Annotated in this window: 28 protein-coding genes, 1 rRNA gene and 1 riboswitch; of the genes, 4 read left to right on the top strand and 25 right to left on the bottom strand. The window is 58.3% G+C overall.

Annotated features, from left to right (window positions below; all coding sequences use genetic code 11):
- Nucleotides 1–46: 46 nt before the first annotated feature.
- From glmU to H7C18_RS20960, 13 genes are all read right to left on the bottom strand, one after another.
- Nucleotides 47–1,441, bottom strand: coding sequence for a bifunctional UDP-N-acetylglucosamine diphosphorylase/glucosamine-1-phosphate N-acetyltransferase GlmU (gene glmU, locus H7C18_RS20900; protein WP_185131050.1), 1,395 nt, complete (start codon nucleotides 1,439–1,441; stop codon nucleotides 47–49).
- Between the two features lie 139 nt (nucleotides 1,442–1,580).
- Nucleotides 1,581–1,865, bottom strand: coding sequence for a septation regulator SpoVG (spoVG, locus tag H7C18_RS20905; protein WP_027092136.1), 285 nt, complete (start codon nucleotides 1,863–1,865; stop codon nucleotides 1,581–1,583).
- 109 nt (nucleotides 1,866–1,974) lie between these two features.
- On the bottom strand, nucleotides 1,975–2,373 hold the full coding sequence (locus tag H7C18_RS20910; protein ID WP_185131051.1) for a RidA family protein: 399 nt from the start codon (nucleotides 2,371–2,373) through the stop codon (nucleotides 1,975–1,977).
- Entirely contained in the window at nucleotides 2,370–3,206 is an 837-nt protein-coding gene (gene purR, locus H7C18_RS20915; RefSeq protein ID WP_185131052.1) for a pur operon repressor, read from the bottom strand. Before purR ends, H7C18_RS20910 begins: the two co-directional genes overlap by 4 nt.
- Before the next feature lie 140 nt (nucleotides 3,207–3,346).
- Complete coding sequence (gene ispE, locus H7C18_RS20920) at nucleotides 3,347–4,201, bottom strand: 4-(cytidine 5'-diphospho)-2-C-methyl-D-erythritol kinase (RefSeq protein WP_185131053.1); 855 nt, start codon at nucleotides 4,199–4,201, stop codon at nucleotides 3,347–3,349.
- Between the two features lie 180 nt (nucleotides 4,202–4,381).
- A complete protein-coding gene (locus tag H7C18_RS20925) occupies nucleotides 4,382–4,561 on the bottom strand; it encodes a small, acid-soluble spore protein, alpha/beta type (RefSeq protein ID WP_185131054.1) in 180 nt (59 codons plus the stop codon).
- Nucleotides 4,562–4,722: 161 nt separating this feature from the next.
- Nucleotides 4,723–4,998 (bottom strand): biofilm formation stimulator Veg, encoded by a 276-nt coding sequence (veg, locus tag H7C18_RS20930; protein ID WP_185131055.1) that lies wholly within the window; start codon nucleotides 4,996–4,998, stop codon nucleotides 4,723–4,725.
- A gap of 148 nt (nucleotides 4,999–5,146) precedes the next feature.
- Entirely contained in the window at nucleotides 5,147–6,016 is an 870-nt protein-coding gene (gene yabG, locus H7C18_RS20935) for a sporulation peptidase YabG (RefSeq protein WP_185131056.1), read from the bottom strand.
- A 63-nt stretch (nucleotides 6,017–6,079) separates the two neighbouring features.
- Complete coding sequence (rsmA, locus tag H7C18_RS20940) at nucleotides 6,080–6,979, bottom strand: 16S rRNA (adenine(1518)-N(6)/adenine(1519)-N(6))-dimethyltransferase RsmA (RefSeq protein ID WP_238357850.1); 900 nt, start codon at nucleotides 6,977–6,979, stop codon at nucleotides 6,080–6,082.
- 4 nt (nucleotides 6,980–6,983) lie between these two features.
- Nucleotides 6,984–7,541, bottom strand: a complete 558-nt coding sequence (gene rnmV, locus H7C18_RS20945; protein ID WP_185131058.1) for a ribonuclease M5 — start codon at nucleotides 7,539–7,541, stop codon at nucleotides 6,984–6,986.
- Nucleotides 7,542–7,806: 265 nt separating this feature from the next.
- Nucleotides 7,807–9,006, bottom strand: a complete 1,200-nt coding sequence (locus H7C18_RS20950) for a ubiquitin-like domain-containing protein (RefSeq protein ID WP_337913842.1) — start codon at nucleotides 9,004–9,006, stop codon at nucleotides 7,807–7,809.
- A gap of 229 nt (nucleotides 9,007–9,235) precedes the next feature.
- Nucleotides 9,236–9,450, bottom strand: a riboswitch (cyclic di-AMP (ydaO/yuaA leader).
- Between the two features lie 179 nt (nucleotides 9,451–9,629).
- A complete protein-coding gene (locus H7C18_RS20955; RefSeq protein WP_185131060.1) occupies nucleotides 9,630–10,403 on the bottom strand; it encodes a TatD family hydrolase in 774 nt (257 codons plus the stop codon).
- 20 nt (nucleotides 10,404–10,423) lie between these two features.
- On the bottom strand, nucleotides 10,424–11,713 hold the full coding sequence (locus tag H7C18_RS20960; protein ID WP_185131061.1) for an HD domain-containing protein: 1,290 nt from the start codon (nucleotides 11,711–11,713) through the stop codon (nucleotides 10,424–10,426).
- A 319-nt stretch (nucleotides 11,714–12,032) separates the two neighbouring features.
- On the opposite strand from H7C18_RS20960, the gene H7C18_RS20965 reads away from it, so the two are divergent.
- Entirely contained in the window at nucleotides 12,033–12,287 is a 255-nt protein-coding gene (locus H7C18_RS20965; protein ID WP_185123473.1) for an AbrB/MazE/SpoVT family DNA-binding domain-containing protein, read from the top strand.
- A 100-nt stretch (nucleotides 12,288–12,387) separates the two neighbouring features.
- On the opposite strand, the gene rsmI is transcribed toward H7C18_RS20965, so the two are convergent.
- From rsmI to H7C18_RS21020, 11 genes are all read right to left on the bottom strand, one after another.
- Nucleotides 12,388–13,338, bottom strand: coding sequence for a 16S rRNA (cytidine(1402)-2'-O)-methyltransferase (gene rsmI / locus H7C18_RS20970; protein ID WP_185131062.1), 951 nt, complete (start codon nucleotides 13,336–13,338; stop codon nucleotides 12,388–12,390).
- The gene (locus tag H7C18_RS20975; RefSeq protein ID WP_337913847.1) at nucleotides 13,335–14,177 is read right to left on the bottom strand and encodes a tRNA1(Val) (adenine(37)-N6)-methyltransferase; all 843 of its coding nucleotides are present in this window, start codon (nucleotides 14,175–14,177) and stop codon (nucleotides 13,335–13,337) included. Before H7C18_RS20975 ends, rsmI begins: the two co-directional genes overlap by 4 nt.
- Nucleotides 14,178–14,321: 144 nt before the next feature.
- Nucleotides 14,322–14,684, bottom strand: coding sequence for an initiation-control protein YabA (locus H7C18_RS20980; RefSeq protein WP_185131064.1), 363 nt, complete (start codon nucleotides 14,682–14,684; stop codon nucleotides 14,322–14,324).
- Nucleotides 14,685–14,730: 46 nt separating this feature from the next.
- The gene (locus H7C18_RS20985) at nucleotides 14,731–15,531 is read right to left on the bottom strand and encodes a PSP1 domain-containing protein (RefSeq protein ID WP_185131065.1); all 801 of its coding nucleotides are present in this window, start codon (nucleotides 15,529–15,531) and stop codon (nucleotides 14,731–14,733) included.
- 2 nt (nucleotides 15,532–15,533) lie between these two features.
- Complete coding sequence (holB, locus tag H7C18_RS20990) at nucleotides 15,534–16,511, bottom strand: DNA polymerase III subunit delta' (protein WP_185131066.1); 978 nt, start codon at nucleotides 16,509–16,511, stop codon at nucleotides 15,534–15,536.
- A gap of 33 nt (nucleotides 16,512–16,544) precedes the next feature.
- On the bottom strand, nucleotides 16,545–16,988 hold the full coding sequence (locus H7C18_RS20995; RefSeq protein ID WP_185131067.1) for a DUF327 family protein: 444 nt from the start codon (nucleotides 16,986–16,988) through the stop codon (nucleotides 16,545–16,547).
- Nucleotides 16,989–17,006: 18 nt separating this feature from the next.
- On the bottom strand, nucleotides 17,007–17,336 hold the full coding sequence (locus tag H7C18_RS21000) for a cyclic-di-AMP receptor (RefSeq protein ID WP_185131068.1): 330 nt from the start codon (nucleotides 17,334–17,336) through the stop codon (nucleotides 17,007–17,009).
- 97 nt (nucleotides 17,337–17,433) lie between these two features.
- Nucleotides 17,434–18,066: a dTMP kinase gene (tmk, locus tag H7C18_RS21005; protein WP_185131069.1), complete on the bottom strand. Its 633-nt coding sequence runs from the start codon at nucleotides 18,064–18,066 to the stop codon at nucleotides 17,434–17,436.
- Between the two features lie 16 nt (nucleotides 18,067–18,082).
- Entirely contained in the window at nucleotides 18,083–19,534 is a 1,452-nt protein-coding gene (wsfD, locus tag H7C18_RS21010; protein ID WP_185131070.1) for a glycan biosynthesis hexose transferase WsfD, read from the bottom strand.
- 19 nt (nucleotides 19,535–19,553) lie between these two features.
- Nucleotides 19,554–21,023, bottom strand: coding sequence for an aminotransferase class I/II-fold pyridoxal phosphate-dependent enzyme (locus H7C18_RS21015; RefSeq protein ID WP_185131071.1), 1,470 nt, complete (start codon nucleotides 21,021–21,023; stop codon nucleotides 19,554–19,556).
- 184 nt (nucleotides 21,024–21,207) lie between these two features.
- A complete protein-coding gene (locus H7C18_RS21020) occupies nucleotides 21,208–21,399 on the bottom strand; it encodes a sigma factor G inhibitor Gin (protein ID WP_185131072.1) in 192 nt (63 codons plus the stop codon).
- Nucleotides 21,400–21,539: 140 nt separating this feature from the next.
- Here H7C18_RS21020 and H7C18_RS21025 point away from each other — a divergent pair, with 140 nt between their 5' ends.
- The 3 genes from H7C18_RS21025 (at nucleotide 21,540) to H7C18_RS21035 (ending at nucleotide 23,515) form a co-directional block, all read left to right on the top strand.
- Nucleotides 21,540–22,067: a transposase gene (locus H7C18_RS21025; RefSeq protein WP_185131073.1), complete on the top strand. Its 528-nt coding sequence runs from the start codon at nucleotides 21,540–21,542 to the stop codon at nucleotides 22,065–22,067.
- A gap of 102 nt (nucleotides 22,068–22,169) precedes the next feature.
- Nucleotides 22,170–22,706, top strand: a complete 537-nt coding sequence (locus tag H7C18_RS21030) for an RNA polymerase sigma factor (protein ID WP_185131074.1) — start codon at nucleotides 22,170–22,172, stop codon at nucleotides 22,704–22,706.
- Nucleotides 22,703–23,515: a hypothetical protein gene (locus tag H7C18_RS21035; RefSeq protein ID WP_185131075.1), complete on the top strand. Its 813-nt coding sequence runs from the start codon at nucleotides 22,703–22,705 to the stop codon at nucleotides 23,513–23,515. The genes H7C18_RS21030 and H7C18_RS21035 overlap by 4 nt, the downstream gene beginning before the upstream one ends.
- A 363-nt stretch (nucleotides 23,516–23,878) precedes the next feature.
- Here the strand turns inward: H7C18_RS21035 and rrf are convergent.
- A 5S ribosomal RNA gene (gene rrf / locus H7C18_RS21040) occupies nucleotides 23,879–23,995 on the bottom strand.
- Nucleotides 23,996–24,077: the final 82 nt, after the last annotated feature.

The raw sequence follows: 24,077 nt of genomic DNA on the forward strand, positions 1-24,077 counted from the left end.
GCACCCGCTTTCGAGTGTTTATTAACTATATTTACGCAGCTTGATCTTATTGGTCGCGGTCTTTTTTGGCCCGGGCGCGGATTCTCAGCTTCTCCGCATAACCCGCCTTGTTCACCTGCCGCTCGCGCGCGATCGCCACGTCGCCCGCTTCGACAGGGTGGGTGATCGTCGAGCCCGCCACCACATAGGCATCATTGCCCACCGTTACAGGCGCGATCAAGGTCACATTGCTGCCGATGAACGCGTTGTCGCCGATATCCGTGCGCGACTTATTATAACCGTCGTAATTGGCGGTTATCGCCCCGCAGCCGATGTTGACGTTCCGCCCGACCGTCGCGTCTCCGACATAGCTGAGATGGGGAATTTTGCTTCCTTCCCCGACCACGGCATTCTTCAGCTCCACGAAGTCTCCTACCTTCACGTTCGCGGCGAGCTTGGTCCCCGGCCGCAAATACGCGAACGGTCCGACCGCGCAGCTCTCGCCCACTTCCGCCTGGTCGGCGACCGATTGGCGGATCGTCGAGCCGTCGCCCACCCGGGTGTCGAGAAGATCGGCCGATGGCCCGATCGTGCAATCCGAGCCGATCGCGGTGCGTCCGCGCAGCGACGTGCCCGGATAGATAACCGTATCGGAGCCGATCGTCACGTCGGCTTCGATGTACGTATGCTCCGGGTCGATGAGCGTCACCCCTCCGGTCTGATGCTTGATCGCGATCCGGCGCCGCATGAGCCGCTCGGCTTCCCCCAGCGCCACGCGATCGTTCACGCCGATCGCTTCGGCGGGGTCGCCCGTCCGGTAAGCGGCGACCAGCTCGCCTTCTCCGCGAAGGATGCCGATCACGTCGGTCAAATAGTATTCTCCCTGCGCATTCCCGTTCGTCACTTTTGCGAGCGCCGCGAACAGCTTGCGGTTATCGAAACAGTACGTTCCCGTATTGATCTCCCGAATCGCCGCTTCTTCCGGGCTGCAGTCCTTCTGCTCTACGATGCGAAGCACTTCTCCCGCGCCGCCTCTGACCACCCGGCCATAGCCGGCCGGAATTTCCATCTCCGCCGTCATAACCGTAGCCGCCGCTCCGCTGCGCTCGTGCTGTTCGGCCATCGCCTTCAGCGATTCGGCCGTCACGAGCGGCGTATCTCCGCAGATGACGATAGCGACGCCGTCGGCGTTCCCGACCAGGGGCTGCGCTTGCAGAACCGCATGGCCCGTTCCGAGCTGCTGCTCCTGCATCGCGTATTCCACATCGTCGCCCAAGCGGGACCGAACGGCTTCGGCCCCATGGCCGACGATAACGACCGCGCGCTCGCAGGATGCTTGCCGAACCGTATCCAGCACGTGTTCGACCATCGGTTTTCCGCAGACGGGGTGAAGCACTTTATACAACTTCGATTTCATTCGTTTGCCTTGACCCGCGGCCAGGACAATCGCAAGTTTCATCATAAGGGCAGATCTCCTTCCGGAATCGCATCAGGCTCGCAATCTCTACAGAATCATAGCTTATTCCGCCAAAAATGAAAAGAGAGCCCCATTTCGGCCCTCTTTCAACAAATATACGCAAGCTGCTACTTTTTGGAACCAGTTAAGCGCCTTCAACTAAAACTTCTTCGTCCTGCGCCGCCCGCTCGTACTCCGCCAGAACGGCGGATTGGATCTTCTCGCGCGTGCCGGAAGAGATGGGGTGAGCGATGTCCCGGAATTCTCCGTCGGGAGTCCGTTTGCTCGGCATGGCCACGAACATCCCATTGTTTCCGTCGATGACGCGAATGTCGTGAACGACAAACTCGTTATCGATGGTGATGGAAGCAATGGCTTTCATGCGCCCCTCGGAATTAACGCGGCGGAGTCTCACATCTGTAATTTGCACTTGTGTTCACCACCTTTGCCTCATCAGAAGACTTGGTGTAATATTCCACATTATCGTGCAAATTCCTTCTTATTATTGGAAAAAATCATCAGTATTTTGAAATTATTTTTTAATTGCTTCGGTTATCGACAGGTATCGCCGCGATAAGCTCAATTTCGACAAAAACATCCCTCGGCAGCCGGGCGACTTCCACTGTCGAGCGGGCCGGTTTGTGGTCTCCGAAACGGGAAGCGTACACTTCGTTGAACGCTGCGAAATCGTTCATGTCCTTCAGAAACACCGTCGTCTTCACGACATCGGACAGCGTCGCCCCTTCGGCCGCGAGCACGGCTTCCAGGTTGTCCAGCACCTGGCTCGTCTGCTCCACGATGCCGCCGCCAACCGGTTGGCCGTCGGCCTTAAGGGGAATCTGGCCGGATGTGAACAACAGATTGCCGACCCGCATGGCCTGGGAGTAGGGCCCAATGGCCGCCGGCGCGTTCGTCGTCGATACGATACGTAAGCTCATGTTCGTTCCTCCTTGAAAAAATTACCCGGTTGAACCGTAATGTGGCGGCTCTTCAGATCCACCTCGGTCAGGCGGGCCAGTGAAATGTAATCGTGCAGCAGCCGCTCTTCGTTGTCGACCTCGCCGGATTCGACGAAGACGCCGACGCCCGCGACCACGGCACGGAATTCATGCAGCAGATCGACCATTCCCTGAATCGTTCCGCCGGCTTTCATGAAATCGTCGATAATCAGCACGCGGGATTGCTCCCGCAGCGCCCGCCGTGCCAGCGACATCGTCTGAATCCGCTTGTTGGAGCCGGATACGTAATTGATGCTGACGACCGAACCCTCGGTCACCTTGTGATCCCGCCGGACGATGACGACCGGAACGTTGAGATAGAGGGAAGTCGCGTGAGCGAGCGGAATTCCTTTGGTCTCCACCGTCATGATGGCATCGATATCCCGCCCGGCGAACGCGGTGGCGAACATGAGGCCGACTTCCTGAAGCAGCGCGGGCTGCCCGAGCAAGTCCGTCATGTACAGATAACCGCCCGCCAGCAGCCGGTCCGGCTGCTCCAGCTGCCGGCAGATGCCCCCGATCCGGTCCAGCGCCTGATCCTTGCGGCACATCGGGATGAACCGGACGCCGCCGGCGGCGCCCGCAAGCGTGTGCAGCTCTCCGATTCCCTCGCCTTCGAAAACTTCCTTGATAATCGCCAAATCCTCGCTGATGGAGGATTTGGCGGACTGATATCGATCGGCGAAAGCCGTCAAAGAAATTAACGTATGGGGACGGGACAACAGATATTGGGTCATCTCCACGAGGCGCGCGCTGCGTTTCAATTTTTTCACGAATCGTCTCTCCCGTCCAAATCCGAATAATATACCTTCATCATAACATTTTTATCCGGTTTTGGGCAAGAAGCGGCGGCTGTTCGTGATAATTAAGCTAACACATTCCGTCAGACCGAACGTTTCGACGCCGAATCCATTTATGTAAGCAGCCGAACTGCGTACACTTCTTTGCAAAAGCCGCGCAGCCCGTTATAGATACGGGGCACCTTCGATTCCTTGGACACGAGCCCGAAGACGGTCGGTCCGCTTCCCGACATCAGGACGCCGTCCGCCCCCAGGCGGCTCATCACGTTCTTGATCTGCCGCACTTCCGGATAGCGGTGGAGGGTCACCGATTCCAGCACGTTGCCCAGCGCCGCGCACATGTCCGGGAACGATCTTCCGCGAATGGCGTCCAGCATACGGGGAACGGATGGATGCCGGTCAAGCTCGTTCGCCCGAAGCTTGCCGTAAACGTCCGCGGTGGACACGTTGATCGGAGGCTTGGCCAGAATGACCCAGCACTGCGGCGGACTCTCGATCGATTCGAGCGCTTCGCCGCGTCCTCTGGCGATGGCGGTGCCGCCTCTGACGCAGAACGGCACGTCGGAGCCCAGTTCGGCTCCGAGCGTTTCCAGCTCGGCGACGGACAGCCCAAGATTCCACAGCCGGTTCAGCCCGCGCAGCGCCGCCGCCGCATCGCTGCTTCCGCCTGCGAGGCCCGCGGCCACCGGAATTTGCTTGTCCAGATGAATATAGACGCCGCGGCTCACGCCGTAACGTTCCTTGATCAGCCTGGCCGCCTGAAAAGCCAAGTTCTTCTCGTCCAACGGAATAAATCCGGCGTGGCTGGATAATACGATCTGGTCCCGCGGCAGCTCCGACATCTCGAGCCGGTCCGCCAGGTCCACCATCGTCATGATCATTTCCACTTCGTGATAGCCGTCTTCCCGTTTGCGCAGCACGTCGAGCAGCAGATTGATTTTGGCCGGGGCCTTCTCGTATACCTTCATTTGTCATCATCACCTGTCGGTTAAAAAAGCTTTACATATTATAACAAACCCCCGGAGGAATTGCGATTAAACCGCATGGCCGCGCGCCCGAACCGCCTTTGGACCCCACAGGGCCTTCCATTGGCAAAAGAAGCGGCCCTTCCCGTCTAACGGGGTCGGCCGCTTCTCTTCTCGAACGTTCTATCGCTTATCGCGCGCCAGATTCTGTTCCGCGAGCTGAATGGCCCGCTTCACCATGTTGCCGGCGTCCTTGGCGCGAATGCCGCCCCAGCCTTCGTTCTGCACCGTGTCGTAGAACCCCAGATCCTTGGCCAGCTCCGCCTTGAACTGCTCGGACATCATGCTTCTTCTGCGAGTCATCCGTGCCGCCCCCTTCGCGGTAGTGAGCGCCTATAGCGGCGCCGGCTATAGGATGCCCGTTCGGAGCCGCCCTCATTCGGAGGGAGATGCGCGGAATCCGCGGCGAAAATAAAAACGGGCAGCTCGCGCGATCTGCGCGGCTGCCCTTAATCTCAAACGTCTTAATGCGGCAGGAAGTTAATGCGGACCTGTCCCTCGTCGTTGCAAACCATCACTTCAACCGATTCGGTCAAAATATCCGCATAGCTGTAAGACACTCGCTTAAAAGCATTCTGTTCCTGATCCAGCTTGACGATAAACACGGAAGGGTAAATTTCCTCCAGCACGCCCGTACGTTCCACAGTCTTGCGGCGGCCTCCGTTGGCGCGGAGCATGATTTTGGATCCAACGTGAGGTTCCAAGCTTCGCTTGATCTCGATAAGCGCGTTCCTGGCCATGATCCACTACCACCTCTTTCCCTGTCCATTATAACGGAAAAGAGGTGGTTTGTCAAACGATCAAATATTATAGCAGTCGCGCTGAATTACTGTCAATAATGTTTTTCTTATTCTTATGATTTTTTTAGAAATTGGGGGCCATGCCCATTCACATGACGTTGGCGCCCGACGGAATCGCCGTTTGCAGATTGGGAACGCCGATCCGATAGCGCCCCATCGTCTCCACTCCCCCGACTCCCTGCTGCCCGCTGATCGTACCGGCAACGACATCGGCGATGTCGATCGGCTCGCGGAACGGGGTCAGAGCGCATCGTACGGCCACGTATACCGGGTCCAACGCATGAATCATGATGCGGCCCGGCGCGCTGGCGAAGTTCGAGCCGGCTTGAATCAGCGCCTCGAAGTGGGATTGGCAGGCGCCGGCCACGACGATCATGGAATCGAAGTGCTTCTCGTAATCGCGTGCGACGTGTACGGCCTTGACGAAGTTGGCCGAGTTTTTGTAGCTTCCCAGTTGAGCCCAATCCTCCCGATGCTTCAAGACGCCGTCATGCCCCGTAATGACGACGATGTCGGGACGGACTTGCGGCAGAAGCTGAGCCAGCACTGAAGGCATCTGGGATTCGTGGCAATGCGCGCCGACCGCCGGCACCTGGAGCTGATAGTAGACGGCCATGCTTTTCCGCAAATAATGCACATCTCCGTCCAGATGGAGCACCTTGCCGGGCATTTCAAAGTAAGTACGCCGATTCGGTCCTTTCGCGGACGCATAAGCCGAGCCGAAATGCGCCCGCTCCTCCTGCATTCGCCGAACCGATTGATGAGCTTGAATGCGCGCTCGGCGGGTTCCGCCAAGCTCGTCCGGGTTCCGCACCGGTTCTAGATCGTCTATGCGCGAATCGGCGAGCAGACGGTAGTCCGTCCCGCGCAGCAGCGCCATCGCGTCGTTCAACCCCGCGATTCGGAATAACACGTCACCGCCATAAGATTTGCGGACGACCAGGTCTCCCTGTTTCATGGGCAAATCACCTCTTCGTCTATCGTATGGAGGCGATGGGCACATGGTGCACGGAAGACAAGATCATGCCAGCATTCCCGCTCCGACCAATGCTTCCGTCAGCCGGGCATACTCCTCCAGCGAGAGCGTCTCCCCGCGTCTCTCCGGCTTAATGCCGCAGCTCTCGAGCAGTCCCGCCAGCTCGGCCTTGCGGTCCTTGCCGGCCAGCGCCGCCAGATTGTTGCTCAGCGTCTTGCGGCGCTGGGCGAACGAAGCGTGAACGACGCGGAAGAAGCTCGCCTCGTCGGACACCCGGACCGCCGGCTCGGGGCGCCGCTTCAGACGGATGACGGCGGAATCGACGTTCGGCGCCGGGATGAAAGCGCCGGAGGGCACGGAACAGACAAGCTCCGGCTCGCAGTAATACTGGACGGCGATGCTGAGCGTACCGTATTCCTTCCCGCCCGGAGACGCGGCCATCCGTTCGGCGACTTCCTTCTGCACCATAACGACGATCGCGTCCAGCGGCAGCCGTTCTTCCAGAAGCTTCATGATAATCGGAGTCGTCACGTAGTAAGGCAAGTTGGCGACGACGCTGACTCTTTCGCAGCCGGAGAACTGCTCCTGCCACAACCGGTGCAGATCGGTCTTGAGCACGTCCGCATGAACGATATTGACGTTGTTATAATCGGCCAGCACATCCCGAAGAATCGGAAGCAGCCGGGGGTCGATCTCCAGGGCCGCGACGCGTCCCGCTTCCCGCGCCAACCGTTCCGTCAGCGCTCCGATGCCGGGGCCGATCTCCAGCGCGCCCCTGGAAGGTCCGAGGTCCGCCGCCTCCACGATCTTGTCCAAAATATTTTGGTCCACCAGAAAATTCTGGCCGAGGCTCTTCTTGAACGTAAATCCGTGCTTGCGGATAATATCCTTCGTCCGTCCCGGCGTCGCGATATCCGTTCCGGCTCTTGCCTGCGGTTTGGTCATGGCGTCAAATTCCTTCCCTCTCCAATTGTTGCAGCGCGGCCGCGAACTCCTCCGGCGTAATGCGAAACATAACGCACCGCTTGTAGAACTGCTTTCCGTTCGCATATCCGATGCCGAGCAGCTCGCCCATCCGCTCCCGCCGCTTGGCCGCCGATGCGTGTACGATCAGCCCGGCCTCCAGCAAGTCGCTCCACTCGATCTGCGCCCCGCCCGTTTCCGCCTCTTGCTCGTCGCCGCCTCGCGCCGCTTCCAGCGCCCGGCGAATGGCTGCCGGCGAGGCGTGCTCGACGCCGATGCCGTCCTTCCCCCTCGCTTCGCTCTTGGTCAGGAAGGCATGCTTGCAGCCGGGCACGCGAGCCGACACCAGCTTGCGAATTCGCTCCCCCGGCGCGTCCGGGTCGGTAAACACGATGATGCCGCGCCGCTCGTACGCCAGCTCCACCCGCCGCAGCACCGACTCGTTCACGGCCGAACCGCCCGTCTCGATCGTATCCGCCTCGACCGCCCGGCGAATCGCAACCGTGTCTTCCTTGCCTTCCACCACGATCACTTCCCGAATCACGCCGCCCGTTCCATCCTTTCGCCGTTCCTCATGATTGACTTCGCTTAGTATAACAAAAAAGCCGCCCGCCAAGAAACCGCAGGCGAACGGATGACTTGCCCCATACAAAACAGAGAAGAGGCCTAAGTCGGCCTCTTCCGTTCCTCTTGCCGCCCGACGGCTTCGCCCGCGCAAACCGATTCGCGATAGAGACGGCATCCCGCTATTCGCGCTTCGGTTCGGCAGCACCCGAACTCGGGGCTCCCGTGGGCACTCGCTTCTCCGGCTAGACCGCCGAAGGCTTGACGGGCCCGATCACGTAGACCGTATACCCGCGTTTTTTGCCGAATTTGTAGGCGTACTTCTCGCTTTCGAAATAAACGTCGATCTTCTTCCCCTTGATCGCGCTGCCGGTATCTTCGGCACGGCGGAAGCCGATACCTTCGATGTAGACCCACCAACCGATCGGAATCACATCGGGATCGACAGAGATTGTCCGTCCTTCCGACACTTCGGTACCCGACGCGGTGACGCCGTAGCCCGGATCGCCGACGTCTTTCCCCGTCGAGGCGGGACCTGCAGTATAGGCCGTCAAAGTGACGTTGCTGATCACGTTCTTAACTTTGATCGTCCGCCCGTTCAGCTTTAGCGTCTTGGCGGCAGAAGAGGTCACGGGCTTATAGCTCAAAGCGACGACCGCCGGCTTTTTCTTGGTGCCGACCGCGACGACCTTCTGAACGGCCGGCTGCGCGACCGTCTTGGAGATCATCTTGTCGCTGACCAGCTTGCCGTCTTCATACACCTTCTCGAACTGCTTCACGACCGTTCCTTGCTTGCCGGTCTGCACGACCTTCTTGCTGCCTTCCTGCAAGGTGCCGTCCTTCTTCTCGACGACGGCAAACTGGACGGGATACTTGGCCTCCAGCACTCTCTTCGTTACGCGGATGACCCGTATCTTCATTCCGTCATATACTTTCGTATCCGGGTCCGGAAAAATCCGGTCGTCCGGACCGACGCTTACCCCGAGCGAGGCTAATGCGTCTTTGACCGTTTCCCCTGTTGTATATTTCGTCTCGGTCTTCCAGTCCGCCAGCAGCGTCACGCTTGCCGCGCGCCGGATTTCGACGGTCGAACCTTCTCCTAGTTCGGCGTCCAGCGGCTGATCCAGCTTATCGTACGGTCCTAGCGCAATGTTTTGTTCCTTCAGCAAGCTTTGTACATCGGAAGATCGGGTTTGAATCACGGTAGACGCACCGCCGTCTACCACGGTTACGCTGTGCGCGCTTGCGCTGCGCATCAGCATGAGAAAAAAGATGGTGAGAGCAAAAGAAAGTATTGCGCACAGGAGAATCAAACGCAAATGCTCGTGCTTCCATCGCGTTGCGAAAAGCTTGCCGGTCGGTCGTGGATCATGGGTGTCCCCTAATGGAACAACGCCCATTTTCTCGTCCTCCTTCATAGCCCCGCCGTCGACTGCCTCAAGCATGGCTTGATCTGACGCGACTATCCGTTTGTGATAACGGCGCGGATTCGTGTGGAGCGGCCTCACACGATTTTCGCCGCCTTGCCCAGTCGTTTTATAGGTTCACTCCGCGGCCGAGATTTCTCTTCCCGCAACGTTACCCCGAAAAAGGGCGCAAAAAAAGCCGACGACAGAGGATCTGTTCGTGGCTTCCGCTAAGTAACGAAGATTAGGGAAATGGGCAGCACGAGGTGACCTCTCTCTAACACGCTTACGAGGTTAGCTGTCGGGTTCGGGCAAGAGAGCCGCCCTAATCGCGCGAGCGTTCGATCGCCGGCTGGCGAAGAACGTACGGAACGACATTCACCCCAAGATTGCTCACCCGCACGGCTGACGGATCGATTCATCGATTCCGGTCCGAGCGTCGGGTCCCCCGTTCTCCGTTAGGAGATTAAGCGCACTGGAAAAGGGATGCCTTATTCAAAACTCTTGTTGATGATCATACTCTGTCGCCCCCGAAGGTGTAAAGAAGGGTCAAAGAACGAATTACGCCGTTTTTCCGGAAATTTTGGCTCATGTTCCGAATTTATTGACCCAAAATCACTTTTTACAAACCTAAAAACAATTTTTCTTGCATTGGTAACGTTTTATCTTGGTATGCCCAAACAGTCGCGGCTGTTTTGAATCGTTAATTTACCAATTTCCTCCACGGAAATTCCTTTTATTTCCGCCGCTGCCTCCGCTACCAGACGCACGTAAGCGGACTCGTTTCGCTTTCCGCGATGGGGGTGAGGAGCCAAATAAGGGGCGTCCGTCTCGATCAAAAGACGGTCATCCGGAACCTTTGCAAGCACTTCTTTGGGAATTCTTGCATTTTTAAACGTAACCGGTCCTCCGAACGAAATATAGAAGTTCATATCCAGGCATTGACGGGCGGTCTCCCAACTTCCGGAAAAACAGTGCATGATTCCGCCCACTTCGGAAGCCCCTTCTTCGCGAAGGAAACGAACGACGTCTTCATGGGCTTCGCGGTTGTGAATGACGATCGGCTTTTTGAGTCGCTTGGCCAACCGGATCTGCTCGCGGAACACCGTGTGCTGAATCTCCTTCGGGGACGTGTCCCAATAGTAATCAAGCCCGATCTCCCCGATGGCCACCACTTTCGGGTGGGCGCACAACCGTTCGATCCAAGCCAGATCCTCCTCCAGCTTCATGTCGGCCGCATCCGTCGGATGCCAGCCTACCGCGGCGTAAATAAACGGGTAACGCTCCGCCAGCTCCATGGTCGTCGGAATGGTCTCGCGATTGAATCCGATGTTGACGATCGCCTCGATTCCGGCCTGTCTCGCCCGCTCTATCATTTCTTCACGATCGTCGTCGAATTTGGGCGAATCGAGGTGTGCGTGCGTGTCGATCAGCATAGGTCTAACTCCTCTCTTTTTTACAACCGGAACCGTTCGCGAATGTCCGGGCTGAGCCGCGGCGCAACGCGTTGAACTAAATCCTCGGGATAGTATAAGTAATATTTCCCTTGGTGCTTGCCCGCGATGGATCGGATGATGTCCGACACGGTGGAGATTTCGACCAGCTCGTCCTTGTCGGTCCAGACGAGAATCGGCGGCTTCTCGGCCGCGTCCGGCGTTCCCGGCTTGTATAGATCGTAAGGGAGATCGACGGGCGTGTCCATCTCCAGGTGGTATTCGGGATGAAGCCCCGCATCCTTCCATTGGCGGCGAAGCTCTTCAAGCAGCGGCTGCCCGAACTTTTCCACGGTCACGTACTTATAGAGACGCCGGTGAAGGAACCGCTCGCACAGGTCGGAGAGCAGCTCATCCTTCTCGTGGACCCATTGCGCGAAAGCCGTCTGCACCGCCGAATCGTCGAAGCTGAGATAAGCCTCGACCGTCATGGAATCATCGAACAGAAGCCGCAGCTGCGGCAGCAGGAAGCCGAAGCGGTAACCGCTTCGATACAGTTCGCCGGCTCTTCGGAAAATCTGACGAAGCAGGATGTCCGAGCTGCGCGTCACCGGATGAAAATACACTTGCCAATACATCTGGTACCTGGCCATCAAGTACGCCTCGACCGCGTGCATTCCGCTCTCCTTCACGACGATGCGGCCTTGGCAAGGTCTAAGGACCCGGAGAATGCGATCCAAATCGAAGGAACCGTAATGCACGCCGGTGAAGTAAGCGTCGCGGAGCAAGTAGTCCATCCGGTCTGCGTCCATCTGGCTGGAGACGAGGCTGACGACGATCGGCGGGCTGTACGTTTTGCAGATGACGTCTGCGACCTTCCGAGGAAAGTCTTCGCTTACTTCCCGCAGCACGCGATGAATCGAGGTATCCCCCAGAATGATGTCGCAGGTCCATTTCTCATGGTCGGTCCGGAACACTTCCTCGATCGCATGGGAGAAAGGACCGTGTCCGACGTCATGCAGCAAGGAGGCGCATAAACTTACCAACTTTTCCTCTTGCGGCCAATCCCCGTATCGATTACGCTCAAATTGATCGATGATTTTGCGAGTGATCTCATACACCCCAAGCGAATGCGAAAAGCGGCTGTGCTCGGCCCCATGAAACGTTAAGTACGTGGTGCCGAGCTGCCGAATCCTTCTCAGTCTTTGAAATTCCGGCGTATTGATCAGTTTCCAGATCGTCAAATCCTGGACAAATACGGAATGGTGCACCGGATCCTTAAATACCTTCTCTTCCTCCAACTGGCGCAACACGCCGGACACCTCCCAAAGCCTTATCAACTTTCGACACGAAACCAAGAATAATGTCGAATAATGTCGATTAGTGTAAATGATTATTTTTTAACCTGCGGCAGCTATTTAAGCTCCCATGTTTATAGACAAGGTCCTTATTACTAAGATATTCGGGCGTTTCCGCCAAAATGTAGGCTAAAGACCAGGTTGACTTATTTGGGAATGGTTGGTATGATAGATAACGGTAAATCGGGAAATTTGTCGAATGATGACGAATAACAGTTCTTTCGCAGATACTGATTTCGTTCTTATTTTAACCTGAAAAGAGGGAGTTTTCCAAATGATGAAATCGACGGGCATCGTTCGCAAGGTTGATGAGCTGGGACGGGTAGTCATTCCGATCGAACTTCGACGTACGCTGGGCATCGGGGAGAAGGACGCGCTGGAAATTTACGTGGACGGAGAGCGCATCATGCTGAAGAAGTATGAGCCGGCTTGCATCTTCTGCGGAAATGCGGAGAGCGTCATTTATTTCAAAGGCAAAATCGTTTGCCGAGATTGTTTGAAGGATTTGCCTACACCTGTGACAAATTAAAGAATTGTATGCTATAATAGATTCGGAACCTGATAATTGTTAATTCTAACCTTTTTATATCTCCTGCACCCTCCCGAATTTGCCTCGGGAGGGGTTTTTTTCATTGGTTTTCCTCTTGGATCAGCGCCTGATAAATATCGCGGCGGGAGCATCCCCGGTCTCTTGCCGCAAGTCGCATCGCTTCCTTGCGCCCGTGGCCTTCCCCTTCGTACCGCTCCACGTGATTTGCCACGGATAAATCCGCCCACCAAACCTCCGAAGCCGCACCCAGTCCCGCTTCCAAGCCTTCTTCGCCGCCGCCTGCCGATTGCGTTCCTTCTATTATAATGCAGCATTCCCCCAAGGGAGGGTGAGCTTCCAGATATGCGCAGACGGACCGGATCGTGCCGCGAACGACTTCCTCGTGCCGCTTCGTCAGCTCGCGAACGACGGCGACCCGGCGCGAGCCCCACGGCTCGCTTAGCGATTGCAGCGTTTTGACCAGGCGATGCGGAGCTTCGTACAGGATTAAGGTGCCCGGCTCGGAGCGCAGCTCCTCCGTAAGACGCTTGAGCCCTTTGCGATCGCGCGGCGGGAAGCCCGCGAACAGGAAACGGTCGGTCGGCAATCCCGATACGATCAGCGCCGACAGCGCCGCGTTCGCTCCGGGAATTGGCACGACCGGGATGCCGTGTTTGACCGCTTCGGCGACCAGCTCCGCGCCGGGATCGGAGATCGCCGGCAGGCCGGCGTCGCTGATGAGCGCAAGGTTCCGCCCTTCCCCAAGAAGCCGGATCAATTCCGGGCCGCTCGCTTCCTTATTATGCTCATGATAGCTGACCAACCGTTTCGAAATTTCAAAGTGGGACAGCAGCTTGCGAGATTGGCGAGTATCCTCCGCCGCGATGAGATCGACTTCCCGAAGCGTCCGCACCGCCCGGAACGTCATATCCTCCAGATTGCCGATCGGCGTCGCCACCAGATAGAGCGTCCCCGGCCCCGGCTTCTCCCGGCTCTCGAAGCTTTTCTGCGCGGCCGCATCCTCCGGCCAACCCTCCATGCGTACGGTCATTCGGCTCCTTCTCCCTCCCGTTCTTTCTCCCACTCGTTCGCGGCCGGCGCCGAACTGTGCCTCAGCTCGTTCGCGTGGCCGTAAAAGACGTCCTGCAGTTCCTGCGCATACGTCCGCCCTTCGCGGTAAACGATGAGCGGCGGAAGCAGCCGGATCTCCGGCTTGCCGCCTTTCAACGCTTCGATCAGCACCATATTCGCTTCCGTATCCTGCCTGGAGTGGACGAAGCGAAGCCGCTTCGGCTCCAGATTCATGCTCCTCATCGTGACGATTATATCGGCGAGGCGGGACGGCCGGTGAACCATCGACACCCGTCCCCCTTCCCTTACAAGACGGGCGCAAGCGGCGACGACGTCCTCCAGCGTGCAGCCGATCTCGTGCCGGGCCATCGCCAGATGAGGATTGTTCTTCTTCTCCCCGGATTGGACGGGCAGATAGGGCGGATTGACCGTTACCGCGTCGTACGTCCCGTCCACATCCGAACCTCCGTATTCCTTTAAATCCGCCTCGATGATCCGGATCCGGTCCGCCAGCCCGTTCATCGCGACGCTTCGGCGAGCCATATCGGCAAGCCGCCGCTGAATCTCCACGCCGTCGATCGCCGCTTCCGTACGCGTCGTAAGCAAGAGCGGCACGACGCCGTTGCCGGTGCACAAGTCAAGCACCCGGCCCCGCGGCGGCAAGCCGGCGAAACGGGCCAGCAGCACCGCGTCCAGCGAGAAGCTGAACACCTCCGGGCTCTGAACGATCTTTAAGTCGTAGGTCAACAAATCGTCGATTCTCTCGCCCGGACGCAAGCCGTTCCCCGCTTCTCCGGACGAATGGATCGAATTTTCCACGCCGCCAGCACCTCGTTTTCCCATTCATGGGCCTTGCCCCATAGCTTACCCGATTCGCGCTCTCGATTCCAGCGCGGACCGCCTTCGAACCGTATGCAAAAAGCGCCGGCCCGCTTCCGATGGAAGTCGGTCGGCGCTTATCGATTACTTGCTCAGGAAGGACAGGCAGAACAAGCAGTCTCCTTCCATCCGCAAATGTCCGTAATAGACGTTGCAAATATGGAATCCTTCATGATAAAGCCGGGCCAAATTATCGTAACCTTCTCCGACGCTCGCGGCCGGACCCTCCTTAGGTTCGTTCTTGGCAACGGCCGGTTCTTCCGCCGCCTTCTCCGCAGGGTCGACCGTCTCTCGCTTCAGAACTTTGCGAAGCTGCTGGTTCTCGATTCGAAGCCGCTGATTCTCCTCGAGCAGCTCCTTGATCATGAGCTTCAGTTCTCCGTAATCGGCATTCAATCGGCTCAGATTCGACTCTAGCTCGTCCACGCGAAGGAAAATGTCATTCATCAACCACGTACACCTCAAACCTCAGGTTGTGTCGATACGAATACGGTTACTTCACCACGACGTCTTCAAATGACAATTCTTTGACCTTGCCGAGCTCGAACAGTTGAACGTGAACCATCCGGCTACCTACGTTGAGCCCGACCACCTTGCCTTCACCGAAAGAGGTGACGACCATCTTGCCGACGGCAGGCATCTCTTCCCGCGCGCTCTCGTAGTTGTCGTGCTCGTACTTGAGGCAGCACATGAGCCGCCCGCACAAGCCCGAGATCTTGGTCGGATTGAGCGACAGGTTCTGATCCTTCGCCATCTTGATCGATACCGGTTCGAAATCCCCGAGCCAGGACGAGCAGCACAGAACCCGGCCGCAAGGGCCGATTCCGCCCAGCATCTTGGCTTCGTCCCGTACGCCGATCTGCCGCAGTTCGATGCGGGTCCGGAAGACCCCGGCCAAATCCTTGACAAGCTCCCGGAAATCGACGCGCCCTTCGGCGGTGAAGTAAAAGATGATCTTGTTCCGGTCGAACGTGTATTCCACGTCCACCAGCTTCATCTTGAGCTGGTGATCCTTGATTTTCTGCAATCCGATCGCGAAGGCGTTCTTCGCCGCATTCCGATTCTCCTCGACTGCACGGGCATCTGTCTCGCCCGCTATCCGGATTACCTTCTTTAGCGGAAGAACCACGTCGGACTCGCCAACCGTCTTCGGACCGATGACGACCGTTCCGTATTCGACGCCGCGCGCCGTCTCGACGATGACATGCTGATCTTTGGAAACCGGATGCTCGGCGGGGTCGAAATAATAGACTTTGCCCGCTTTTTTAAAGCGGACCCCGACAACATCGTACAACGCTACCCCTCCCGCGAGTTAACCAGAAATTGCTCCAGCGCCAACTGCGGCTGCACGTGGGCTTTGACGCGGCGAACCGCCGTCAGCGCCAATTCCATCGCCCGAACCCAGCCGTCCAAGCTGCGGCTCCAGGCGTTCTTCGCGATCCACTCCGCTTGATCGGGGAATACCAGCCGATTCTCCCGACCGGTCATTACGTAAATCATATCTCTATACCACAAGGCAAGCATTTGCAACAAGATGTCGATATGTTCCGCGAGATCCGTCTTAAAAACCTGCTTCTGCGCGGTCAGCAGAACGCCAGGGAACCGGGACGGCATCTCCTTGCCTAATTGTATCACTACGTTTCGAGTTTCTGCAAACCAATTCTCTTGCGCGAGCGCCCGGGCGGCTTCCAGTCCGGAAGCCAGATGAACCGCCGCCCGGGCAGCCAGAGGATCGGCCCCTTCCGCTGTCAACGCCTGTTCCAGCTCCTGCGGATCGCTGGGGACGAACGGTACAAGCTGCGTGCGGGACAGAATCGTCGGCAGCATCGTCTGCGCGCTCGGCGCGATCAGAATGGCGACGACCGGCGAAGGCGGCTCCTCCAAAAATTTAAGCAGGCTGTTGGCCGCCTGCACGGTCATCGTCTCCGCCCCTTCGATCACGTACACCTTGCGTCCCGCTCCCGCGCTGCGGTAAGAGAGCTCCCGCTGCAGCTCGCGGACCTGCTCGATCTTCACGCTAGCGCCGTCCGGCGCGATCAGATGCAGGTCCGGATGGTTGCCGTGCAGCACCTTGCGGCACGCCAGACATTCTCCGCATGCGTCCTCGCCGCGCTTCTCGCACAGCAGCGTCTGCGCGAACGCCGACGCCATGGCGCGCCGGCCGCTTCCGGACGGACCCGCGAACAAGTATGCGTGCGCCACCCGGTCGGAGCGGAGCGCATTCTGCAGCAGGGCGCGGGCGCGCGGCTGGCCGGGAACGTCGCGCATCGCCATCTTCGCCAGCCCCTCCTCTCGTTGTCTAAACCGTTAAAAAAGCAGATTGATCAGCAATCCGCGGATTTCGCCCACTTTCTCGAGCAGCTCCAATCGGCCTTCCTCGCTCAGAAGCAGCTCTTCGCCCATCGCCAGGAGCATCGAGTCCACTTCTTCCAGAATCTTATACCGCTTGCCCCGGCCGCGCTTGTCCCAGCCTCTCGTCTCCTTCAGCTTCACGCCCCGGCGAACGGTATCCTCCAGGAATCCCTTCACCATATTCCGGTAAAGCATCAGCTCGCGAATCGTCATCGAGCGCAGCAGACGCTCGCCCTGCATGCTGATGTCCTGCAGCTTGCGCTGCAAATCTTCCAGGGAACGCTCTTCCTCCTGGAATTGCATGTAGTCGCCGAACGTCTGCGATTGCGTCTGACGGGCGGGAGTATCGTTGCGCTGAACGGTCTTGCTCAGCGGATAATATCCGGGCTGGATCTTCACTTTATCACCGCAGCTTCATTAGAAATGTTCGAACCGCTCGACCGGCACGACGAACACCGCGGCGCCGCCGACCTGAACTTCGACCGGGAACGGAATATACGAGTCCGCCGCGCCGCTAACCGGGGAGACCGGCGTGACCAACTGATCGCGCACTTTGCAGTTGGCGCGAATGACGTCGAGCACTTGCTGGATCCGTTCGTCCTCGACACCGATCAGGAACGTCGTATTGCCGGCGCGGAGGAACCCGCCCGTACTGGCCAGCTTCGTGGCGCGGAAGCCTTCCTTGATCAGCGCGTTCGACAGCCGGTTGCTGTCTTTATCCTGAATGACGGCAATCAACAGTTTCATCTGCCAATCCCCCTTCGGTTTTTCGTAATTTTTCCTACCTATTTAATAGATTAGACGTCCATCCGTCAAAATCCTCTTTTGGCCCGCCGCGCAATTGTCACAACTTGGCCCGAACGGCCGTCCATGCCTCTCCGGCGACTTCGTCGGCCGAACGGTTCGCGTCCAGCATCACGATTCGCCGCGGATAACGCTGCGCGATCAGCCGATAGCCTTCCCGCACGAGCCGATGAAACGCCAGCCCTTCCAGGTCGAGCCGATTGATCTCCCGGGTTCCGCTGGCCCGAATCCGGGAAAGTCCGGCCTCCGGATCCAGATCCAGGCAAAGCGTCAGATCGGGCTCGCAACCGTCCGTCGCGAACCGGTTGATCTCGTCGATCTCGTCGATGCCGAGCCCTCTTGCGTAGCCCTGATAGACGAGGCTGCTGTCGACGAACCGGTCGCACAGCACGATGGCTCCTCTCGTCAGCGCCGGGATGACCTTCTCCGTCAGATGCTGCCGTCGTGCCGCCGCGTAGAGCAGAGCCTCGGTTCGGGCGTCCATGGCCGTATTTTCCTTGCGCAGAATGACGTCCCGAATCGCTTCCGCGATCGGAATGCCGCCGGGCTCCCGCGTTGTCACGACCTCGCGTCCCGTCTCTTCCAACTGCTCCCGAAGCGATGCGATCAACGTCGTCTTGCCCGCGCCCTCTCCGCCTTCGATCGTGATGAATAAACCTTTGGACACCCGCATGGCTCCTCCCTACCCATTACCCCTTGCGTATCTCAACCAATCGGATCAATCCGTAGCAAGCGCCGACGAAGGCGCTTACTACCATCATATCAAAGCACACGTTAAACATAAACAGATGCTTCGCGAGGTCGGCCTCCCCGTCGCCGATCAGGGGGACGACATAAGCGAATGCGCCCGCAGCGGCGACGACCGCCAGCGTCTCCATGGCCAGCCGAACCCGCCGGGATCGGGTCAGCAGCCAGCATGCGGCCACGGCGGCGAGATATAGCGCATAGCAGCCGGCGAACCATCCGAGCGTATGCGGCATGTATCGATGCTTCCACTCGCTCCATGCGCTGAACCGGTAGCTGATCGCCCCCGCCCTTTTACCCGTCGATTTCTCGAAATTTCCCAGGTAATAGGGCCTTATCGAAGCGCCGGCTTTCGCCGCCTTCTTCATCTTATCCACCAACCGCCCAGGATGCTCCACATAAAATAACGCCACTTCCTTATGGCCGAGCCGTTCCAGCACTTCGCGCCGCAGCGTCGGGTCTCTCTGGGGGATGACCGTATCTTTCTGAAAATAATTCGTGCCCGCCAACGGAGCGTATTTCTCGGGAATGCCGAGCTCCTTCATGTCCCCCTCTATGTCGGGCGAATCCTTCAGCACGCCGTAAAAAACCGACTGGTACAGATTCGTATGCACCAGACGATCCGGAGCGGCCGCGACCATTCCGATGGTCCCGGCGAACAGAATGCAGGCGGACGCCGCCGCTTGGCGCCGCCATCTCCGGTCCGGCCGCAGCGACGAGAGCCGCCAGGCCAGCAGAGCAAAGACGATTCCGAGCGGCGCATACTGAATCTTGGCGGTGGCGACGGCGAACGAGGCGCCGACGAACAGCGCCAGAAGGCCGCCCGAAGGCTTGTCCGAGAGCGCCAACGACAGCGCTGCCGCCACCGTGAGCAGCATGGCTGCCAGCGCGTACGGCTCTCCGAAGAAGGAATGGAAGTACGCGACATAGCCGCTGTCTCCGAATACGAAGATCAGCGCCGCCGCGGTCAGCGTCGCCATTGCCGCCGTCGCGCGGCGGGTCGAGGCAGCCGGCGCGTATCGCACGAACAGCGCCAGCGCGATCAGGAACAGCGCCGCGTAGCAGGCGCCGAGGAAGCGAATATCGTAGGCGTTCGGGTGGAACAGCCGGGATATCCATCCGGAAATGGCGACAAGCAGCACGTGAGTCGAGACGTATCCTCCTGTCTTGTAGCCGCCATAAGCATAGAGAGTGTGGGTATAAGCGAAGTAGCGGTCCTTGTACGGCTCGCCCAAATGCAGCGGGGCGATCCCCGAGACGCCCATCACGCGGGCGAAATCCCCGTTATCGGCCACTCCGATGACCGGAGGAACCATCAATCGCAGCAGGATAAGCCCTGCCGCCGCCGCAAGGGCGATGACCACCACCCGCCGACGAATGTCGCGGCGAGGCTGCACGGTTGTTACCTCCTGTAGACTAAGATTCGATCCATACTTGCAAATGACGCAGAGACGCGTCCGCCGCCCCTTGAATTCGCGCTCCTCTCCTCTGCCACTGCCGCAGCCGTTCTACCGCGGCGCGTTCGATCCGCTCGCCGGGGAACAGCTCCGGAACGCCCGGCGGGTAAGGGATAACCCACTCTCCCGATATTCTTCCTTCCGCGTCTTCCAGCCGAACGGTCTCCGTCCTTTCGGCTCCCCGTCGGAAAGCGACCGGTTCGGGAATGGGTCTCTGCTCCGGCTCGCTCTCCCGCTGCCAGCCGTTCTCCCGTTTGCCTGCTTCTCCCGCCTCCGCCAGCGGGGCGATTGCCCGCAGTGCATCGACCAAACGTTCCCCGTCCGACGGCTCTGTTCCGGTACCAAGTGCCAGCACCACGAACCGGTCGTCCGCCATTTCCGCCAGACACCCCTGCTTTTCCAGCTCATCCCGGAGCCGGAATCCGTCCAGCGTTCCCGTCTCGTCATACAAGACCAGCTTCAACGGGTCCATTGTGAGGCCCCAAGCTCCCTCCGGCGCCAGGCTCAGAGCGGCAAAGGGAAGCGGAGCGATCCCTTCCCGGATTCGGGAAGAGGCCAGCAGCGCCTGTTCGAAGCATTCGGCTTTGCGCGTATGAAGCTCCCTGCGGGCCAGATCCAGGGAAGCCATGATCGGATAAGACGGGCTTGAGCTCTGGAGCATCCGAAGCTGGCTCCGCACCGACTCGCGGTCCAAACGTTCCCCCTGCATGTGCAGCATGGCCCCCATCGTCATCGCCGACAGCATTTTATGGGCCGATTGAACGACCGCGTCCGCTCCGAACCGAAGCGCGCTCCGAGGAAATGCCGGATGCTGTCCGAAATGCGCGCCGTGCGCCTCATCAACCAGCACCGGTATGTCTCGCTCGTGCGCCGATTGCACCATTTTCGACAGATCGGCGGCGAGGCCGTAGTAGTTCGGATTGCTTAGGAGCAGCGACTTCGCTTCGGGATACCGATGCAGCGCCTCCCGTACCGTCCGTTCGGAGGGCGCGACGGCGAGGCCCGAGCCCGGCTCCGTCTCGGGCGGCAAAAATACCGCTCTCGCTCCGGCCAGCATCAATCCGTGAATGATCGACTTATGTACGTTCCGCTGCACCAGAAGCAGTTCCCCCGGACGACAAACCGCCAGGATCATCGCCAGATTGCCCGCTGTGCTGCCGCCGACCAAGAAGCGCGTCTCCTCCGCTCCGAAGCAATCCGCCGCGAGCTTCTGCGCCTCGGCGATGACGCCCTCCGGATGGTGCAGATCGTCCGTATCCGACAGCTCGGTTACATCAATTTCCAGAAACCGCGCATATCGTTCCTCCGCCGCTTGCAAGGTCCAGGCCGCTTTTCCCTTATGGCCGGGGACATGGAAGGAATCCGGCTTCCGGCCGGCATGGCGAATCAGCGCTTCAAACAAAGGGGCTCGGTCGGCGTTCAACGTCATGATGGAATGCTCCTTAACCTTATCATGGCTTTCTGATGGCTTATTATACCAAATTTTGCTTCTGAAAAGAGAAGCGGCGCTTCGGTTCGGACTCTAGGTTCCATTACAAAAAACCGCCCGTTCTCCCGTTTGGGGAGGACGGACGGTTCAAAAGGAGGAGGGGGGTTGCCCACGGTTAAGCGATTCAAGCATGAAATCGAACCCAGATTTGACGAAGCTGACGAATAAAGAAAGGATACCGTTCATCTTCCACTTTCGTATGAACCATCTCGGACTCGCAGGCCTCGCATATAAACTCGCTGACGATATGAATGCCAGTTTCCTTCGGTTGGCCGCAGATGATGCAGGTTCTCGTTTCTTCCTGATCCAATGCCATCCCTGCTTTCTATACCCTTTTGCCTTTAGTATGCATCATACTCTATGAAAATATACCCGTTTGATAGCCAAAACATCAAATTCTTTGCGAATTACGCCGATAGTAATGTTCAGAACCCGTGTTATAAGGAGTATTCGCGCATGCCGGAAAGTTCAACCGAACGCGAACCGATTATCTATCACTATAAACTGATTCGCAAGATCGGCCTTCGTCCGGAATCCAAATACAGCGCCGTCGCTACGGCTGTAATGGGCGTTGCCGTCGTCGGTATCTTCTATGGACTGTTCGGCCTCCTCTATGCGGTAGCCGGTCTGCTCCTCATGCTCGCCGTGCATGCCGTCGTACTGAAAATCACGCTGAGGCGCGTCGACCGCCCCTCCGAGCGAAGATGGGCGTTCCGGTACGACCTTCCCTGGATCGGTCCGCTGCCCGTGATGGATACGAACCTGTCGCTGTTCCGCCGCCTTCATTTCCATCTGTTCCTTGTCGGCTGCTGCGTCGCCTGCCTGTTCTATCCCTGGGCTCCGTCCTCGCTGGTCGTTTCCCTATTCTATTGGCATTTCTGGCTTTTGGCTCCACGCCTTTCCCTGCTGAGGCGCATGAGGCGCGACAAAGGGGACGGCGTCATTCGGTTGGAAGCGACGGAAGTTTCGTACTATCACCGGTAGCTTTATACGCATGGATCGGCATCCCGAGCGGGATGCTTTTGTTTTCTCCAAAAACGGAACTTTCCCGTTCTTCGATTGTCTATTAGGCGTGAGGTGAAACCGTTGGAGGATACATTCCTGAGCGCGGCTGCGGCGCTTGACGATTCTCAACTCGAGCAGCTGATCCACGCTTACTGGAACGATGTCTGGAACTATGCTTATGTTCTGACTCGGGACCGCGAAGCATCCGAGGATTTGGCGCAGGAGACGTTCATTCGCGCCTTCCGGTCGCTCTCCACGTTCCGGGGGCAGTCTTCTTACCGTACTTGGCTTCTTCGCATCGTCCGCCATCTCGTGATCAACCATAATCGCCGCTCCGGGCTGCTCCGGCTTCTCATTCAAGGCGGTCGCATTCCGCTTGGCGGAAATCCGCTTTCGGCGGAAGCCGAATTTTGGCGCGTTCAGGAGATCGACGATATCTGGCGTCAGGTGCTTCAGTTGCCGGGCAAACTGCGGGAAGCGCTGCTGCTGAGCGCGAAGTACGGCATGTCCATGGCAGAGATCGCCGAGTTTCTCGGCATTCCCGAAGGAACGGTCAAATCCCGATTGAACCGCGCCAGACAGCGCATGACGGAGTGGTTGAAAGGAGAGGGAGAATGAACTCGACCGAACGGCCCGATTGGTACGACAGGTTGGGAACGGGACCGGCCAAGCGGCTATCCCCAAGCCCTTTGCAAGTTCGAAGCATGATCGCTCGTTCCAAAAGTCCGGCCGGCCGCCGTCGCCGGGTTTGGTTCGCACTCGGCGGAGTTGCCGTCGGACTTCTGATCGTCCTGGCCGGCACGAATTACGCCTGGGAACAAGTTCGGCAGCGCAACATTTCCCAAGCTGCAGTAGCCGGAAGCTCCGAACGGATGGACCTGCAGCGCGCGATCGAGAAATTTCGCGATCTGCCCGAAGGGCAAATGCAAATTCAGGACGTCGAGCCATGGAAAGACGGCGTCCTTGTGTTCTATCAGCGCTATTTCAAAGAGCTAGAATACGATATGTCAGTCGATTACATGCGCCTTACCTGGCGAGGGTGGATATGGATCGACGGAGGCGGAATGGGCGGATCGTACTCGGAAAAGCTGGACCCGTGGCACGATTCGCTGCACTATGAGTATTTGCGCAACGCCGACGAGTATCTCCATACGAAGACTCCGTTTCCAATGCTCTATGGCGCTTTAACCGGCGCCGCCAAAAGCGTCCGCATCGAACGAAGCGACGGATTCGCGGTGAACGCAACGGTTTTTCCTTCCGTGAATCAACTTGGCTGGTTCGCGTTCGTACCCGTCGACGATCAAGGTCCTTACCGGCTTACGGCCTACGACGCCGACGGAACATTAATCGCATCCGGCGAATTGGACCCGAACGAATACAAACCTCCCTATAACCAAACCGGTGCCTTAGCTGAGAAGCCCTCTTGAGGGGGCTTCTCCATACCTCATAAAGCAACGACAAAAAGAGGAGATCCGCTAAAGATCTCCTCTTTCCTGTTCGCCGGCCCGGCGGCGTTCGACTCTCACGGGACTCGGCCCGCGTCGGTCCAACTTTGTTAAGCTTGGTTTTCTTAAGGGCTTTCCCGTTTCCCTCAAGCAACGACAAAAAGAGGAGATCCGCTAAAGATCTCCTCTTTCCTGTTTGCCGGCCCGGCGGCGTTCGACTCTCACGGGACTCGGCCCGCGTCGGTCCAACTTTGTTAAGCTTGGTTTTCTTAGGGCTTTCCCGTTTCCCTCAAGCAACGACAAAAAGAGGAGATCCGCTAAAGATCTCCTCTTTCCTGTTTGCCGGCCCGGCGGCGTCCTACTCTCCCAGGACCCTGCGGTCCAAGTACCATCGGCGCTGGAGGGCTTAACGGTCGTGTTCGGGATGGGTACGCGTGGAACCCCTCCGCCATCACTACCGGACCGGTTTTCTTTCTCAAAGCTTGCGCCTTGATAACCGGATACGAAACGTCAGCGATTGTATTCATCCGTGCCTTGATTGGAT

It is taken from the genome of Cohnella zeiphila (assembly GCF_014212055.1).
Taxonomy (GTDB): Bacteria; Bacillota; Bacilli; order Paenibacillales; family Paenibacillaceae; genus Cohnella; species Cohnella zeiphila.

Bases quoted from the DNA above. Each gene is read 5' to 3' on its own strand.
- H7C18_RS20980 (WP_185131064.1), bottom strand. From the start codon at position 14,684: ATGAATGACATTTTCCTTCGCGTGGACGAGCTAGAGTCGAATCTGAGC.
- glmU (WP_185131050.1), bottom strand. From the start codon at position 1,441: ATGATGAAACTTGCGATTGTCCTGGCCGCGGGTCAAGGCAAACGAATG.
- H7C18_RS21020 (WP_185131072.1), bottom strand. From the start codon at position 21,399: ATGGCATTGGATCAGGAAGAAACGAGAACCTGCATCATCTGCGGCCAA.
- H7C18_RS21015 (WP_185131071.1), bottom strand. From the start codon at position 21,023: ATGACGTTGAACGCCGACCGAGCCCCTTTGTTTGAAGCGCTGATTCGC.
- rsmI (WP_185131062.1), bottom strand. From the start codon at position 13,338: ATGACCGTACGCATGGAGGGTTGGCCGGAGGATGCGGCCGCGCAGAAA.
- H7C18_RS20955 (WP_185131060.1), bottom strand. From the start codon at position 10,403: ATGCTGATCGACACGCACGCACACCTCGATTCGCCCAAATTCGACGAC.
- H7C18_RS20910 (WP_185131051.1), bottom strand. From the start codon at position 2,373: ATGAGCTTACGTATCGTATCGACGACGAACGCGCCGGCGGCCATTGGG.
- tmk (WP_185131069.1), bottom strand. From the start codon at position 18,066: ATGCGGGTGTCCAAAGGTTTATTCATCACGATCGAAGGCGGAGAGGGC.
- H7C18_RS20950 (WP_337913842.1), bottom strand. From the start codon at position 9,006: ATGCTTGAGGCAGTCGACGGCGGGGCTATGAAGGAGGACGAGAAAATG.
- rsmA (WP_238357850.1), bottom strand. From the start codon at position 6,979: ATGACCAAACCGCAGGCAAGAGCCGGAACGGATATCGCGACGCCGGGA.
- veg (WP_185131055.1), bottom strand. From the start codon at position 4,998: ATGGCCAGGAACGCGCTTATCGAGATCAAGCGAAGCTTGGAACCTCAC.
- H7C18_RS21035 (WP_185131075.1), top strand. From the start codon at position 22,703: ATGAACTCGACCGAACGGCCCGATTGGTACGACAGGTTGGGAACGGGA.
- ispE (WP_185131053.1), bottom strand. From the start codon at position 4,201: ATGAAGGTATACGAGAAGGCCCCGGCCAAAATCAATCTGCTGCTCGAC.
- H7C18_RS20965 (WP_185123473.1), top strand. From the start codon at position 12,033: ATGATGAAATCGACGGGCATCGTTCGCAAGGTTGATGAGCTGGGACGG.
- H7C18_RS21000 (WP_185131068.1), bottom strand. From the start codon at position 17,336: ATGAAACTGTTGATTGCCGTCATTCAGGATAAAGACAGCAACCGGCTG.
- H7C18_RS21025 (WP_185131073.1), top strand. From the start codon at position 21,540: ATGCCGGAAAGTTCAACCGAACGCGAACCGATTATCTATCACTATAAA.
- yabG (WP_185131056.1), bottom strand. From the start codon at position 6,016: ATGAAACAGGGAGACCTGGTCGTCCGCAAATCTTATGGCGGTGACGTG.
- holB (WP_185131066.1), bottom strand. From the start codon at position 16,511: ATGGCGATGCGCGACGTTCCCGGCCAGCCGCGCGCCCGCGCCCTGCTG.
- H7C18_RS20925 (WP_185131054.1), bottom strand. From the start codon at position 4,561: ATGACTCGCAGAAGAAGCATGATGTCCGAGCAGTTCAAGGCGGAGCTG.